We start from the raw sequence: 14,216 nt of genomic DNA, 5'->3' as shown, positions 1-14,216 counted from the left end.
GATTATAAAGCGCTCTTTACTGCATTCACCAGTTTCTCTGCACGTTGTTTCACTTCTTCTTCACTCCATCCCAGGTTAATAGGGGTACAGATACAACGGCTCATCAGTGCATCGGAAACAGGGAATTGTTTCACTTTATACAGTTCCATAGCCTGCTGTAATCCGGGAGCCAAACGGCTCATTACGGAGCTTTGCTTAAAATGTTCCCAGTTACGGATATAATGCCAGTTGTTATCAAACCAGAAAAAAGCAGCCAGACCGGCAGCTTTCATAGCAGCAGCTGCTGCTCTTGCCTGATTTTCTTCCGGCAGGAAGAAACCAAGGAAAGTGGCGCTATCACCGGAAGGATCCGGCAAACGGCGGAAGCTCACTTCTGGTATAGCAGATAATGCATCCTTGAAGATCTTCTTTGTGTTGCGCTGTATTTCCAGGAAGGTATCCAGCTTGCGTACCTGTGCAAGGCCAACCGCTGCATGCAGTTCGGAGATACGGTAGTTGTAACCAATATACGGGTGAAGGTCTGCACCACGGTCTACACCAAGGTGATCATGTCCATGGTCTGCATAAGCATCACATTTAATGTATATTTCCTCATCGTTGGTAACGATACCACCACCTTCCGCGCAGGTGATTGTTTTTACAAAGTCGAAAGAGAAGGCTCCGGCATGACCGATTGTTCCCAATGCTTTGCCTTTATAGGAAGCGCCGAATGACTGACAGGCGTCTTCTAATAAGATCAGTTTGTGTTTTTCGCAGATCGCTTTCAATGCGTCCATGTCGGCCATAGCACCGCACATATGGACAGGCATAACGGCTTTGGTACGCGGAGTAATGGCAGCTTCTACTGCTTTCGGGTCCAGTGTCAGTGTATCATCTACATCCACCAGTACCGGAGTGGCACCAACAGAGAAGATACATTCAAAACTGGCCACAAAGGTAAATGTAGGCATGATCACCTCGTCTCCGGCACCAATTCCCAATGCAGCCATAACGGTTGTAAGGGCAGCAGTACCGCTGGACACAAGGTGCGTATGGGCAACATTCAGCTTTTGGGAAATGGCTTGTTCCAGTTCCTTTGCTTTCCAGATGCCTTTACGTGGGCCGTCAAACCCATAGCGCATAAAAATGCCGGTATCCAGCACATCATTTATCTCTTTGCGTTCTTCCGGTCCAAAAAATTCATATCCGGGCATAAGTTCTAGATTTTTGCAAAGGTAGTATAATCATGATTGCCTTACATCGCAAAAACTGTTTATCTTTTACTAAAAATTAACATGCGTTTTGTATTGTACCTTATCCTGTTGACAGCACCGCTTACGGCCTTACGGGCGCAACAGCCGGAAACGGCAATTAAGGCCCTGCTGGAACAACAGATCAAAGGCTGGAACCAGGGCAATCTGGAAACATTCATGCAAACCTACTGGCAATCGGATTCTCTTGTGTTTATCGGCAAACATGGCCCTACCTATGGCTGGCAGAAAACATTAGACCGGTACAAACAATCCTATCCGGATACTGCCGCCATGGGCAAACTGAATTTTAATTTGCTGGAGATCAGACCATTATCATCAGAAGTATATTTCGTAGTAGGGAAATGGCATCTGCAACGTACTGCGGGAGATATGGAAGGTCATTTTACCCTGATCATTAAGAAGATCAAAGGTGCCTGGAAAATTATCGCCGACCATAGTAGCTAAAAAAAGAAAACCATCCCATGAATGGGACGGCCTGCTATACACCACAACATTAAAGAAGAACATTAGGGGTTATCCATTATATATATGGTAATGACTTTAATCTTCTATATACTTTGCAAAGTTTATTCCATCCCTGAAATGCTTGTCAATAGGACATTACATAAGATTAATGAGTAACGGGTTCCACAGATTGCCCAATAAAATGTTCTTTTTGCTGTGCAGCACACTCCACAAGCGATGGCCGCAGAGACAGGTGCAATAGATTGCAATTCATTATTTATATTCCTGTTTACGGTGTTTAATGTCTTTTTTACTTTCTCCCGTTAGAGCCCTTTCCATTTAAACACTTTGCCATAGAGCATTTCAATTCTTTTCGTATAGGCATTAATTAACATTTCCCTGCTGACTGATGGCATAGATGTTGAGCTATATAATACTCAGCCGTAATGTTAACGCTGCTTAATAATCAGGGATAAACGATTGAATAACAAATAAATAGTCTTTCTATGAACATTAGTGGATACCAGTGGTCGGTACTAAAGAAACTGCTGAAGCGTCGCTTTACACAACTGTCAGATGAAGATCTGATTTTTGAAAGTGGTAAAGAAGTAGAACTGTTTGTGCGACTAGAGAGAAAAATAGGTAAACCTCAGGAAGATGTAGCCCGTATTATTAAAGGCATGCAACAATGCTATCTGCAGGAGTCATTACTGTAATAATGTTTTATGGAAAAATGGCCAGTTACGACCTGTACAAGTTGTGATTGGCTATTTTATTTGTAGTTATCCTGTACCGGTGCTTTCTTTCTCCATAATTTGTACACCAGGTACAAATAGCCGGCAAGACTTATCACAAACCAGCTATAGAAAAAAATCATCCTGCCGGGAGTAGATTCCTCAGGAACTGCGAACCCCAGGTATAACCCGAAGAATACATTGATCATCATCCAGAAAAATCCAATGAACAGCGTACGCATGATCCTGACAAAATATGCCACAATCCCCATATCGAATGGTTCCTTTTGGTCATGTTGTTCAGGTGATTCCATATTCCTAAGGTATGCATAAGTTTCTGAGGGCAAGACTATCCCCGCTGAAAACATTAAAATCCACTGTAGAAGCTATTCCATTTACACGGCCCATATCATTATGCTGCCAGAAGGTCCACTTACGACTGGCAGATGGCCGCTCTTCCTGGTAATAATGGGCTATCCAAAGTGGGTAACTATCAAATTCATCTCCCAGGTAAGTTTCATAGAAATGTACATTGGTATAAATGATAGGTTTTACGCCATATGCTTTCTCCATCTCCTCCAGCCAGATCCTGGCTGTACTTCTTATTACTGCAGCAGGTTGATTATTATTAACTTCTATATCCAGTACAGGAGGAAGATCTCCTGATTCCAGCTGTACCACATTCTGAAAATTGATGGCCTGCTTTAAAGGGTCCCGGGTAGAGTAAAAGAAATGATAGGCCCCCCTGATAATCCCGGCCTTTTTAGCTTTTTGCCAGTTCTGACGAAAAGCCGCATCCTGCCGGGTAATTCCTTCTGTTGCTTTTATAAATGCAAATGAGATATGAATATTGTCTACCTGCATCTGCTCTACGGCAGACCAGTTAATATTTTTCTGAAACTTAGAGACGTCAATGCCATGCATGGAGTAATTCACAGGCATATCTATTCCAAATTCCTCGTACCGTACAAAATTAATTGAATCCCTCTGTTGCCACCAATACCAGGCGCCAGCAGTTAAACACAGGAGAACTACCAGTATAAATGGCAGACGCCATGCCTTCCGGCCCCTTACTTTTACTACTTTCTTTTTATTCCGCATTTCGCTTTTCTATAAAGACCAATTTTTTTGTGATGGAGCTTAGCACCATCACAAAAAAATTGAAAGGGTTTTTTACAGGGCTTCACCCCACACCCCAAAATAAAACTGAATCACCATCCAATTTTACAGCAAGTATAATATTAATTATACATAACCGGTATAGTTATCTTATTTTTACAATAACAAGTATTGTGGTTATGCCGGATTTTAATTTGAACGATACACTGAACCTTTTCTCCAAGTTTACCCTGCGCCGCGCCTGGAACGCCGGCAAAGTACTCAGTGGCTACTTTGTAAGCAAATGGTTCAATAAACCCACTCAATGGGGTTATCCTATTTCGGTATCATTTGAACCAACCACATCATGTAACCTGCGTTGCCCTGAATGTCCAAGCGGATTACGAGCTTTTACCCGGCCCACGGGTATGCTGCAACAGGAACTCTTTAAGAAAACGATAGACGAAATATCCAAAGAGCTTTTATATCTCATTTTTTACTTCCAGGGAGAACCATACCTGAATCCAAGTTTCCTGGATATGGTAAAGTATGCCCATGATAAAGGGATTTATACTGCCACTTCTACCAATGCACATTATCTGACAGATGAGAATGCACGTAAAACGGTGGAAAGCGGATTAGACCGGTTGATTATTTCTATTGATGGTACTACTCAGGATGTGTATACACAATATCGTATAGGTGGTAACCTGGAGAAAGTAATACAGGGAGCTAAGAACATTGTGAAATGGAAAAAGGAGCTGAATTCAAAAACGCCTTTTGTGTTCTTCCAGTTCCTGGTAGTGAAACCCAACGAACACCAGATAGAAGATATTAAAGTACTGGCGAAAGAAATCGGGGTAGACCAGGTACGATTTAAAACTGCACAGGTATATGATTATGAAGAAGGCAACCGCCTTATTCCTACTATCGATAAATATAGCCGTTATCAAAAGAATGAAGACGGCACCTATAAGATTAAAAATAAAATGGGAAACCATTGCTGGAGACTGTCACATGCACCGGTAATTACCTTCGACGGGTTGGTGGTTCCCTGCTGCTTTGATAAAGATGCACAGCATAAACTGGGGGATCTCAAGAAACAATCCTTTAAGGAACTGTGGCATAATGACCAGTACGTAAAGTTCCGTACCCAGTTAAAAGAGGGACGGAAGAATATAGATATTTGTGCTAATTGTAGTGAAGGAACAAAAGTCTGGGGTTAACTAAAGGATTAATCTTCTTCTCTTTCCGCAGTAGCTTTCGCTTTCTTCTTTTTGCTACGGCCCTTGCGGTATTTATCAAACAGGTTAATGCCCAGTCTTACACCCGCAAATTCCAGTGCCGTCATAATGGAACTGGTAGCAAAAGATTTGAATTTACCGCTCTCCCAGGCAATTTTGGCAATGCGCCCTGCCATACCAAGCCAGCCGCTATGTTTAGCGCTACCAGGTATTACAGTGTTCAGTGCCATTTTTTTGTAATTACCCTTGAAGAATTCAACACGATCTCCTAATTCCCCTTCAAGATTGCGCGTGCGTCTTTTAAGACGGGCTATTTCCTTCTGCAGTGATTCTGTACTGGTGATTTTCACCTTAGGCATGTGTAAAGGTTTATCATTTTCGTAATGCATTAGAGTTGTTCATATGCCTCTTCTTCTTCCTCTTTTTTGCTTACCAGGTCTTCATCCTCATCGGTGTTCATTTCACTTAGTAATTCTGTAATAAGCAGGTTAGATAAGGGTGTTTGTATAAGGGGTTTACGGAACACTAAAATGATGGCCAGCAGAAACACGAACAATCCTGCTGAACAGGAAAATCCTATTGTATTACTGTGAGTCATTTCACCAATCCAGAAGCCTACAACCATACCCAGGAAAACAATAACAAAAAAGAACAGCAGGAAAGCCAGGATCAAAGAGAAAAATAGTCCTAACGCTTTGGATAGCTTTCCTGCTGCCTGGAGTTTAATCAGGTCCAGGCGGGTTTCCAAATAATCTTTGGCAACCTTGCCTGTCTGATTGAAATAATTGCTGAAATTATCTTCCATGCAAATGTTTTTAGTGCAATAAGGGATTAAGCCAGCTCATTTTCAAGAGCGTCCTCATATTGCTCTTTCTTCTTGTTGAACTTGTCTTTTAATTTGTCTGCCTGATATTTCAGTTTGTCAACCCATTCGTCTTTCTTATCAGAGTTCAGGAAGTAACCTACTGCTACACCTACTGCAGCACCAACAATAAATGATACAACTGCTTTTGAACTGTTGCTTGCCATAAGATTAGTTTTTAAAGATTAACATTTATTACCGTGATTCGGTATGATACAGATACAAACACTATTCCAATAATCACCAGATGATAAAATGAACCTGTTAAATTGTAGTGAACGGTATCTTTTTTGCAACAATGTTAATATCAACTGACATATTAACATTAACCTCATGAGTGTAATCGACAATCAGCGCCTCAAACAGATCAGCTTTTTATTACTAATTGTACTGCTGGCAGCACTTCTCTTCTCAGAATTGTATACCTTTTTCCCCGGATTCCTTGGGGCGGTAACCCTGTATATTATTGCCCGCAAACTCATGTTCCGGCTGGTAGAAGAACGTAACTGGAATAAAAGTCTTGCCGCAGCAACACTTATGTTCCTCTCATTCATCATTGTATTACTTCCTTTTGGTCTGTTGATCAACATGCTGACGGATAAAATTGTGTATGCCGTATCACATTCATCAGAAATGATGAACAGTATCCGCTCCGCAAATTACCGCATCTATACTGCCACTAAAATAGATCTCCTTTCACAGGTACGCCTGCAAAAACTACAGGAATATCTTACTACCGTTGTGCCGGCATTACTTGGTGCAACATTCAACACCTTAACAGCCATCGCTATACTATATTTTATCCTCTACTTTATGCTGGTGAATGGCCGGGAACTGGAAGCACGCCTCTACGAATATATTCCCCTGAAAGATGAGAATGTACTACGACTGGGTAATGAATTTCGCAAACTGGTGATTGCCAATGCTGTAGGAATTCCCCTTATTGCTGTTATTCAAGGTATTATATCGCTGATAGGGTATTTTATTTTCGGCGTAGCCGAACCTTTTTTCTGGTTTGCTGTCACCTGTTTCACTGCTATGTTACCGGTAGTGGGTGCCGCAGCGGTATATGTTCCAATGGGAATTTACATGATTGCTGCCGGAAATACCTGGCAGGGAATAGGTATCCTGATTTACGGTTTTGCTGTAGTAGGTACTTCGGATAATATTTCCCGTTTTATGCTGGCCAAGAAGATAGGCGATGTTCATCCGCTTATTACGGTATTTGGCGTGCTGATAGGTGTGAATCTCTTTGGTTTCATCGGGCTCATATTCGGCCCCTTATTAATTTCCATGTTCATCCTGTTACTGGAAATATATACCAATGAGTTCCTTACCAAGAAAAGGGAAGTATTGGTTAAACGATAGGTTACTTCTTAGTCTTTTCGTGATGATGCATCGCCCTGCACCCAAAACGTTTTTATTTGTAGTAGTTGTTCTCTGCAATATAGGCAGCTACATTATCGGGTACCAGGTAACGGATGGACTTTCCTTCCTTTACCCATTGCCGGATGCTGGTGGCAGAAATGTCCAGTAACGGTGCTTTCAGGATCTCGATCTGTGCGCCATAAGTATCTTTCACTTCATGTCCGGGACGTTCGTATATGTAGATGGGATAATGCTTTATTAACTGCTCATAATTTTTCCAGCGGGTAATGTTCTGGAAACTGTCGCTACCCATGATCACCGTGAATTCCTGTGTAGGAAATTTCTCCGACAGATAAGTGAGTGTATCAATGGTATAAGAGGGCCGGGGTAATGTAAATTCAATATTACTCGCCCTTAGTTTAGACTCTCCCATCACACCCAGTTCTACCAGGTGAAGGCGATTATGTTCATTCAGTAATGATCCGGATGGTTTTAATGGGTTATGTGGAGACACCACCAGCCATACTTTGTCCAGGTCTGTATTGTATGCCACGTAGTTGGCAATAATGAGATGTCCGGTATGTATAGGATTAAAGGACCCAAAGTACAAGCCTATCTTCATGCCCCTGCTTTTTTTTGAGCGTGAAAGTAAACAATAATGTGTTATGAGAGAGGCTTAAATTGCTCGAACATCATCCCGCAATGTTTACAGAAATGAATAGCACGGCAGAGTGTGGAACCGAACGGGGAGCGTAAGTAAGTGTTCTCACTGCCGCAATGCGGGCAGTTTGTATGCATGATCATATCTATCTCTACATCTCCCTCATGCTTTTGAGGAGCTGCTATTCCAAAGTTTTGCAGTTTTTCTTTGGCGATGGCTGTTAACCGGTTACTGTTCCACTGTACTTCTTTATCTACAGATACCTTTACAGGTATCTGCAGATCTTTTTCCAGTGTTGTTCTGATATTGGTCTTTATCACTTCCACTGCCGGGCAGGCAGCAAAAGTGGGAATCATTTTTATCAGCAGGTATTCCTCTTCCATGATCACATCCGTAATCATTCCCAGTTCCAGTACATTTAATACTGGTATCTCCGGGTCCATTACCTGTTCCAGGGAAGTATAAACTGCTTGTATCGTAATCGTACTGTTCATGTATTTTTCTTTCTACCAGGTTGCTTCAGGATTAAGCCTGAAAACTTCGCCCATTTCATTCAGCAATGGTTGCAAATATGCTGTATGTTTACCATAACGGCCGCCATATACAGGTTGCTTTCTTTCCGGCATATTCAGCGATGCCTTTACCAGCACCGGGTAAATAGCCTCTATCCATTGCTCGTACAGGGCTTCTTCGCCTGGATATACGTTTTCAGCAGCCAGCTGTTTATCATCCGGCCCCGCTTCGAAAATACCACAGGCCAGCTGGAAGCAATTATCCAATGCCGTCTGCATTTTCAGGTAGCTCTCCTCTCCTGCCCGGCAAAGCTGCATGATCCATGCATCCGCATGCAGTGTATGGTACTTCAGCTCTCCCCTTACTTTTCTTGCCAGTTGTTGTAATGGTAGAAAACTGCTTTGCAGCATACTGTTGTAACGTACTGTTTCTGCATGGTCAAACAGGAAATGACGCATCAGGCTGAAGTCATAAGACCCTATAGGCATTTCTGTAAGGTGACAGCATTTGAAATCCTTTTCGCTGCGCATAAATGCAAACTGATCAGGGTCTTCTCCTCCCAGTTCTTCATGTAAGATGCGGTACAGTGCCCAGGAATGACCTATTTTATCCTGTGCCATAGAGGAAAAGGCAATATCTTCTTCCATTACAGGGCCCAACCCTGTCCATTCAGAATTGCGATGACCTAAAATAAGTTCATCATCGCCCATTTTAGTAATAAGCTCTTTTATTAACTGATTTAATAACATCTGGGAGTTATTTGTCGTTGGCTTGTTTAGCCTGTGCTTTAAATTTATTGATCTTCTCCATTACCTTGAAACCACTGGCATCCCTGTAGGTTTTCTCGAGGTTATTGGCAAACATATCTTCATCTTCTACATCAAAGGCAAGGATATCTGCGCTGCGCACTACCCATAGGTTCACACACTTTTTACGGCGTCCGAACTGTTCCTTCGCAAATACCAGTGCCAGTCCGGCATCCGGTGCATGCACGCAGCCAACATGTTCATGGTGGGCTCCTCTCTTTTCCTGATGAAATACTTCGAATACGTTCCAGTTCTCCCCTTCTTCTACTTTGCAGGGATCATCTGTTTTATTCAGCTTAAGGCGGTTTATCCGTGGATCTAATGAGTCATTCATAATCGTGTGAAATTTATATCTCTGTCTGGGGCTGTTCTATGCCACGGGCATTGCCTTCTTCCCGAAAGCCTCTTCTTTCATCAGGGCCTTCCTGATCCAGCGGCCATGTTCTTCTGCCCATTTCCTTACATCCAGTCTTTCTTTATTACATGGGCCATTTCCTTTTATCACTTCAAAGAAAAGGTCCCAGTCCGGGTCTGAATATTCCCAGCGACCGGTTTCCTCATTTTTATTCAGTAAGGGATCGGGTAATGTAAGTCCCAGTTCACGGATCTTGGGTACATATGCTTCCAGGAACTGGTTACGCATATCGTCATTGCTCGCCATCTTCACTTTCCATTGCATCAGCTTTTCGCTGTGTCCCGAAACTTTATCCGGCGGGCCAAAGAAGTGCATGATAGGCTGCCACCAGCGGTTAAGTGCATCCTGCAACATTGCTTTCTGGCCGGGTGTTCCTGTAGCCAGTTCAATAAATGCATCATGCCCTTGTTTCAGGTGAAAGCTTTCTTCGTAACAGATCCGGTCCAGCGCCCGGCAATAAGGACCATAAGATCCTTTTGCATTGGCCACCTGGTTTACAATAGCGGCCGCATCTATCAGGAAACCTATTACAGTCACATCTGCCCAGGTTTCTGCAGGATAGTTGAATACATTAGAGTATTTGGATTTGCCACTTAACAGATCGTTGATCATGGCTTCCCGGGATTTCCCCAGCGTTTCTGCTGCATTATACAGCAATTGTCCATGGCCGATCTCATCCTGTACCTTGGCAATGAGTGCCAGTTTACGTTTGAAACCAGGTGCCCGGGTTATCCAGGTGCCTTCAGGCAATGCCCCTATAATTTCGGAATGTGCATGCTGTTCGATCAGCCGGATCAGCTGTCTGCGATATTCTGCCGGCATCCAGTCGCCGGGTTCTATTTTTTCCCCTTTAGCAATTCGCATCTCAAATGCGGCCAGCTTTTCAGGGTCATCATGCAACTGCTCCTCCCGCTGTTGCACCCTGTTGGGTTCTTCGAAGATATATCCGCCACCGTACATAGTGCGATTGTTTTGGTAACCCGTAAGTTACGAAAAATGTATCTTTAAATACATTTAGACGATATGTTTTTGCCGCTTCGCACCATATTGTATTGTTGCCTGTTACCGGTATTAACGGTAACCAGCCCATCTCATATAAAACCCGCAACGCAGGTAATAAAAGTGACGTTTATGCCGGACAGGCGGCCGGAAAACCCCAACTCAGACAGCCTCTTTTATCATGCTTCCAGGAAACTCCGCTGGTCAGATTTCAAAGCCATTCCTCCCATGCGCGGTAAAAGCGGAGCGGTGAGTTATACCAGTTTTGCCTATGAAGGGAACAGTCTGCATAAAAAAGATACCTTATTACTGAATCTCACCCTGCAGGTCTTCTTTATAAAAAGCGCGTCCTGGTCAAAGCCCATTGTTATGGATCCCTATGGGCTCGCACATGAACAGTTGCATTTTGATATTACCTGGCTGGTAGCATTGCGTTTTCAGCAGCGCATAAAGACAATGCCGCTTACCATAGAAGACTATGACAGCATTATACAATATCAGTACCTGGAGTCTTTCCGGGAAATGAACCGTTTACAGGATGCCTATGATGACGAAACGAGCCATGGACAGAACCCTGCTGCGCAGGCAAAATGGCAGCGGGCAATAGCAGAAGCGGTTACCGCATTAACAATAGATGGAGCTATTACCGGCCCAATTCCTTTTACCACTATTTAAATGCCTTTATCCGCAGCCAGTATTACTTTTAAAACACGTTGGGTAGCCTGGTAATAAAAAGAAGGCTGGATATGTTCAAACTCATCCGAGAGCTGATGATAATCAGGATGATCTTCCACACCAAAGTATAAAGCCGGGATCTTCATCTTATAAAATTCATAATGGTCGCTCTGGTTAATCCAGTTCTGTGCACCATCTTCTTTATGGTCGTGTCCGGAGAGTAATTTTACATTCCCGTCAGGAGATAAGTCTACATATTTCTTTAACTGGGGGAACTGGGTAAGTCCGCATACATACAATTCATTCTTATCATTACGGCTCACCATGTCCATATTAATATTGAGGACCATCTGGGTTGCCGGTACGGGGGGCTGTTTCAGAAAAGCCTTCGCTCCCTGTAAACCTTCTTCTTCCCCATCAAAGGTGACAATGAGCAGTGTATGTTCCGGAGTATGCTTTTTAAAATATGTGGCAATCGCCAGTAAGGCACCTACGCCAGAGGCATTATCATCAGCACCATTATATATACTGTCTTTACCGGCCTGTTCCTTTTTGATTCCCAGGTGGTCATAGTGCGCGGATACTACGATGATAGAATCTGTCTTCCCTTTGATGTAACCAAAGAGATTGGTACCCATGGTTTGCTTTTCGCCTTCCGGGAAAAAGAACGGATACTCAAAAGTATTGTGGTAAGGTTCTATGCCGATCTGCTTAAAACGGTCTTTCAGGTAGAACTGTGCCATGCGGCTTCCCTTGCTGCCTGTACGCCGGCCTTCAAATTTATCCGAAGAGAGTGTACGGATATCCTTTATTAATTGCAGGGAATCTATGGAAGACTGGGCTTGGGCTGTAAACCCCATAAAGAGAAATAAACAAACAGGTAGTATTTTCATGCCTTATGATTGACTATTGCAATATAAGGTATTTCCCTGCGTCTGCATTTCGTAATACCTATTTAAATAACTGGAAAGCAAGCAGGCTAAAGCCGTAAGCAAGGGCCGTCATATAAACAAACTGTATAGCAGGATATTTCCATGATTTCGTTTCCCGCTTCACTATCGCCAGCGTACTCATACACTGCATGGCAAAAGCATAGAACAACATCAGGGACAACCCACTGGCCAATGTGTATACAGGGCGGCCGTCCCTCCAGGTAGCGCCGCTCATTTTCTGCCTGAGAGTGGCATCATTATCTTCGGGGTTTTCCCCTACGCTGTACAATGTAGCCATTGTGCCTACAAAGACTTCACGTGCAGCAAAGGAGGTGATCAATGCAATGCCTATTTTCCAGTCGAACCCAAGCGGGCGGATAGCTGGTTCAATAGCATGACCTAATATACCTGCATAGGAATTAGCAAGTTTCTCTGATTCCTTTTCTCTCAGCAGCTCATCTTTTTGTGCAGGATTAGCAGTCGTAAGCTGTTCATATCTTGTATCAACCGCGTGCATTTTCTCTGTAGGTCCATAACTGGCCAGGAACCAGAGTATTACAGAAATGACCATGATCACTTTACCGGCATCCGTAATAAAGATCTTCGCCTTTTGTACCATGGTAGTACCTACATTCTTCCAGCGGGGAGCCCGGTACACCGGCAGCTCCATAATAAAGTAGCTCTTTTCCTTAATAGCAATGAAGAATTTCATGATGGCAGCAATAATCAATGCCATTACAAATCCTAAAAGATATAGGCCCATCATTACCAGCCCCTGTAAATTGAGGATGCCAAGGAATGGTTTATTGGGGATCACCAGGGCGATCATTATAGTATAAATGGGCAGGCGGGCAGAGCAACTCATTAAAGGCGTGATCATAATTGTGATCAGACGCTCCTTACGGTTCTCAATATTACGCGTAGCCATAATAGCCGGTACGGCACAGGCCACCCCACTGATCAGGGGCATTACGGATTTACCGTTAAGACCCACCTGACGCATCAGCCTGTCTGTGAGAAAGCTGATACGGGCCATGTAACCAGTATCTTCCAGGATGGTGATAAACCCGAAAAGGATCATGATCTGCGGAACAAATACGGCGATTCCACCCAATCCGGCAACAACCCCTTTCACCAGGATATCTGTTAACTGGCTTTCGGGCAGGATATCTGTCAGCTTGCCGCTCAATGCACCAAAGGCAGCTTCTATCCAATCCATAGGAAAGGATGCCAGCCAGAAAATACTCTGGAACATGATGAACATTACACCCATCAGGATAGCATATCCCCAGAAGCGGTGCAGCAGGAGATTGTCCAGCTTTTCTGTCTGCAATTGTTTTTGTAACGGATCGGCTTCCACTACCGCTATCTTCATAATATGTTTAATGCGGGCATATCGCTGCATGATCTCTTCTGCCTGCACTTTGGTTTTATTGAAGTGGTATTCCTGGATCGCGTTGGTAATGGCCAGTTTTTGTCCACCGTTCAGGAATGATAGTTCCTGGTAGTTAACGGCCATGTGCAGGGCGGCATAATCACTACGGGTAGTTACGAATTGTTTAACCACCTGCAATACTTCCGGTGCCAGTGTACGGCTGTCTATAAAATCACGGGGAGGAGCCACATGTTTTTCTTTGGAGAGCAGCTCTATCGTTTTCTTCAGTTCTACGAGTCCTTTGTTCTTGCGGGGATTGATGGTTACTACGGGTACGCCGAGTTCTCTTTCCAGACCGGCTTCATCGATTTCCACTCCCTTTTTACGGGCAATATCCATCATGGTAAGGCCGATAATTACCGGTATTTTAAGGTCTATGATCTGGGAGCAAAAGAGGAGGTTTCGTTTCAGGTTGGCTGCATCGGCAATGATCAGGATCATGTCTGGCTGTTCTCCGTTAGGATTTACCAGCACGTCGTAGGTTACAAATTCGTCAGCACCTTTAGGATATAAGCTGTAAGTACCTGGCAGGTCAATGATATTGGCTTGCAGATTGGCAGAGATGTTGGCACTACCTGTTTTTTTATCTACTGTTACCCCTGGAAAATTACCCACTTTCTGGTTAAGGCCAGTTAATGCATTAAACAGCGAACTTTTCCCACTATTCGGATTTCCTACCAGCGCAATATTAATCGATGCGTTTTTTGTTGCCTGCAGCATTCCTTATCCTTATCCTGATAAAACGATTAAAAAAGCAAAACTATGAATTAATACGGG

General features: G+C 43.4%; 18 protein-coding genes. 5 read left to right on the top strand and 13 right to left on the bottom strand.

Annotation, left to right across the window (positions count from 1 at the left end):
- Positions 1–2: 2 nt before the first annotated feature.
- The gene (locus BMW86_RS10805; RefSeq protein WP_089781685.1) at positions 3–1,193 is read right to left on the bottom strand and encodes a DegT/DnrJ/EryC1/StrS family aminotransferase; all 1,191 of its coding nucleotides are present in this window, start codon (positions 1,191–1,193) and stop codon (positions 3–5) included.
- An 81-nt stretch (positions 1,194–1,274) separates the two neighbouring features.
- Between BMW86_RS10805 and BMW86_RS10800 the strand changes: the two genes are divergently transcribed.
- Both BMW86_RS10800 and BMW86_RS10795 read left to right on the top strand, forming a co-directional pair.
- Positions 1,275–1,697 carry a YybH family protein gene (locus BMW86_RS10800; RefSeq protein ID WP_089781683.1) on the top strand — a complete coding sequence of 141 codons (423 nt, stop codon included), beginning with the start codon at positions 1,275–1,277 and terminating at the stop codon, positions 1,695–1,697.
- 506 nt (positions 1,698–2,203) lie between these two features.
- Entirely contained in the window at positions 2,204–2,413 is a 210-nt protein-coding gene (locus tag BMW86_RS10795) for a hypothetical protein (protein ID WP_089781681.1), read from the top strand.
- A gap of 56 nt (positions 2,414–2,469) precedes the next feature.
- Here BMW86_RS10795 and BMW86_RS10790 read toward each other — a convergent pair whose 3' ends face one another.
- Both BMW86_RS10790 and BMW86_RS10785 read right to left on the bottom strand, forming a co-directional pair.
- Complete coding sequence (locus tag BMW86_RS10790; RefSeq protein WP_089781679.1) at positions 2,470–2,745, bottom strand: hypothetical protein; 276 nt, start codon at positions 2,743–2,745, stop codon at positions 2,470–2,472.
- Between the two features lie 4 nt (positions 2,746–2,749).
- A complete protein-coding gene (locus BMW86_RS10785; RefSeq protein WP_089781677.1) occupies positions 2,750–3,532 on the bottom strand; it encodes a glycoside hydrolase family 25 protein in 783 nt (260 codons plus the stop codon).
- A gap of 197 nt (positions 3,533–3,729) precedes the next feature.
- Here BMW86_RS10785 and BMW86_RS10780 point away from each other — a divergent pair, with 197 nt between their 5' ends.
- Complete coding sequence (locus BMW86_RS10780) at positions 3,730–4,755, top strand: radical SAM/SPASM domain-containing protein (protein WP_089783638.1); 1,026 nt, start codon at positions 3,730–3,732, stop codon at positions 4,753–4,755.
- An 8-nt stretch (positions 4,756–4,763) separates the two neighbouring features.
- On the opposite strand, the gene BMW86_RS10775 is transcribed toward BMW86_RS10780, so the two are convergent.
- Genes BMW86_RS10775 through BMW86_RS10765 form a run of 3 tightly spaced genes read right to left on the bottom strand, consistent with a single transcriptional unit; the run spans position 4,764 to position 5,802 of the window.
- Entirely contained in the window at positions 4,764–5,132 is a 369-nt protein-coding gene (locus BMW86_RS10775; protein ID WP_143056548.1) for a hypothetical protein, read from the bottom strand.
- 29 nt (positions 5,133–5,161) lie between these two features.
- Positions 5,162–5,578, bottom strand: a complete 417-nt coding sequence (locus BMW86_RS10770) for a hypothetical protein (RefSeq protein WP_089781673.1) — start codon at positions 5,576–5,578, stop codon at positions 5,162–5,164.
- Between the two features lie 26 nt (positions 5,579–5,604).
- Positions 5,605–5,802, bottom strand: a complete 198-nt coding sequence (locus tag BMW86_RS10765; RefSeq protein WP_089781671.1) for a YtxH domain-containing protein — start codon at positions 5,800–5,802, stop codon at positions 5,605–5,607.
- 166 nt (positions 5,803–5,968) lie between these two features.
- Here BMW86_RS10765 and BMW86_RS10760 point away from each other — a divergent pair, with 166 nt between their 5' ends.
- Positions 5,969–7,003, top strand: coding sequence for an AI-2E family transporter (locus tag BMW86_RS10760; RefSeq protein WP_089781669.1), 1,035 nt, complete (start codon positions 5,969–5,971; stop codon positions 7,001–7,003).
- A gap of 52 nt (positions 7,004–7,055) precedes the next feature.
- On the opposite strand, the gene nadD is transcribed toward BMW86_RS10760, so the two are convergent.
- The 5 genes from nadD to paaA are packed head-to-tail and all read right to left on the bottom strand — an operon-like array spanning position 7,056 to position 10,358.
- The gene (gene nadD, locus BMW86_RS10755) at positions 7,056–7,625 is read right to left on the bottom strand and encodes a nicotinate (nicotinamide) nucleotide adenylyltransferase (RefSeq protein ID WP_089781667.1); all 570 of its coding nucleotides are present in this window, start codon (positions 7,623–7,625) and stop codon (positions 7,056–7,058) included.
- A 41-nt stretch (positions 7,626–7,666) separates the two neighbouring features.
- Entirely contained in the window at positions 7,667–8,158 is a 492-nt protein-coding gene (gene paaD, locus BMW86_RS10750; protein WP_089781665.1) for a 1,2-phenylacetyl-CoA epoxidase subunit PaaD, read from the bottom strand.
- A gap of 12 nt (positions 8,159–8,170) precedes the next feature.
- Positions 8,171–8,926 carry a 1,2-phenylacetyl-CoA epoxidase subunit PaaC gene (paaC, locus tag BMW86_RS10745; protein WP_089781663.1) on the bottom strand — a complete coding sequence of 252 codons (756 nt, stop codon included), beginning with the start codon at positions 8,924–8,926 and terminating at the stop codon, positions 8,171–8,173.
- Positions 8,927–8,933: 7 nt separating this feature from the next.
- Positions 8,934–9,317, bottom strand: coding sequence for a 1,2-phenylacetyl-CoA epoxidase subunit B (locus BMW86_RS10740; RefSeq protein ID WP_089781660.1), 384 nt, complete (start codon positions 9,315–9,317; stop codon positions 8,934–8,936).
- Between the two features lie 36 nt (positions 9,318–9,353).
- Positions 9,354–10,358, bottom strand: coding sequence for a 1,2-phenylacetyl-CoA epoxidase subunit PaaA (gene paaA, locus BMW86_RS10735; protein ID WP_089781658.1), 1,005 nt, complete (start codon positions 10,356–10,358; stop codon positions 9,354–9,356).
- A 63-nt stretch (positions 10,359–10,421) separates the two neighbouring features.
- Between paaA and BMW86_RS10730 the strand changes: the two genes are divergently transcribed.
- On the top strand, positions 10,422–11,072 hold the full coding sequence (locus BMW86_RS10730) for a hypothetical protein (RefSeq protein ID WP_143056547.1): 651 nt from the start codon (positions 10,422–10,424) through the stop codon (positions 11,070–11,072).
- Here the strand turns inward: BMW86_RS10730 and BMW86_RS10725 are convergent.
- Positions 11,069–11,965 (bottom strand): M28 family peptidase, encoded by an 897-nt coding sequence (locus tag BMW86_RS10725; RefSeq protein ID WP_089781654.1) that lies wholly within the window; start codon positions 11,963–11,965, stop codon positions 11,069–11,071. The genes BMW86_RS10730 and BMW86_RS10725 overlap by 4 nt on opposite strands.
- A 58-nt stretch (positions 11,966–12,023) precedes the next feature.
- The gene (gene feoB, locus BMW86_RS10720) at positions 12,024–14,159 is read right to left on the bottom strand and encodes a ferrous iron transport protein B (protein WP_177189218.1); all 2,136 of its coding nucleotides are present in this window, start codon (positions 14,157–14,159) and stop codon (positions 12,024–12,026) included.
- Positions 14,160–14,216: the final 57 nt, after the last annotated feature.

It is taken from the genome of Chitinophaga sp. YR573 (assembly GCF_900110995.1).
Taxonomy (GTDB): domain Bacteria; phylum Bacteroidota; class Bacteroidia; order Chitinophagales; family Chitinophagaceae; genus Chitinophaga.
The sequence above is the reverse complement of the archived record's forward strand: the minus strand, read 5'-3'. Positions and strand labels throughout refer to the sequence as shown.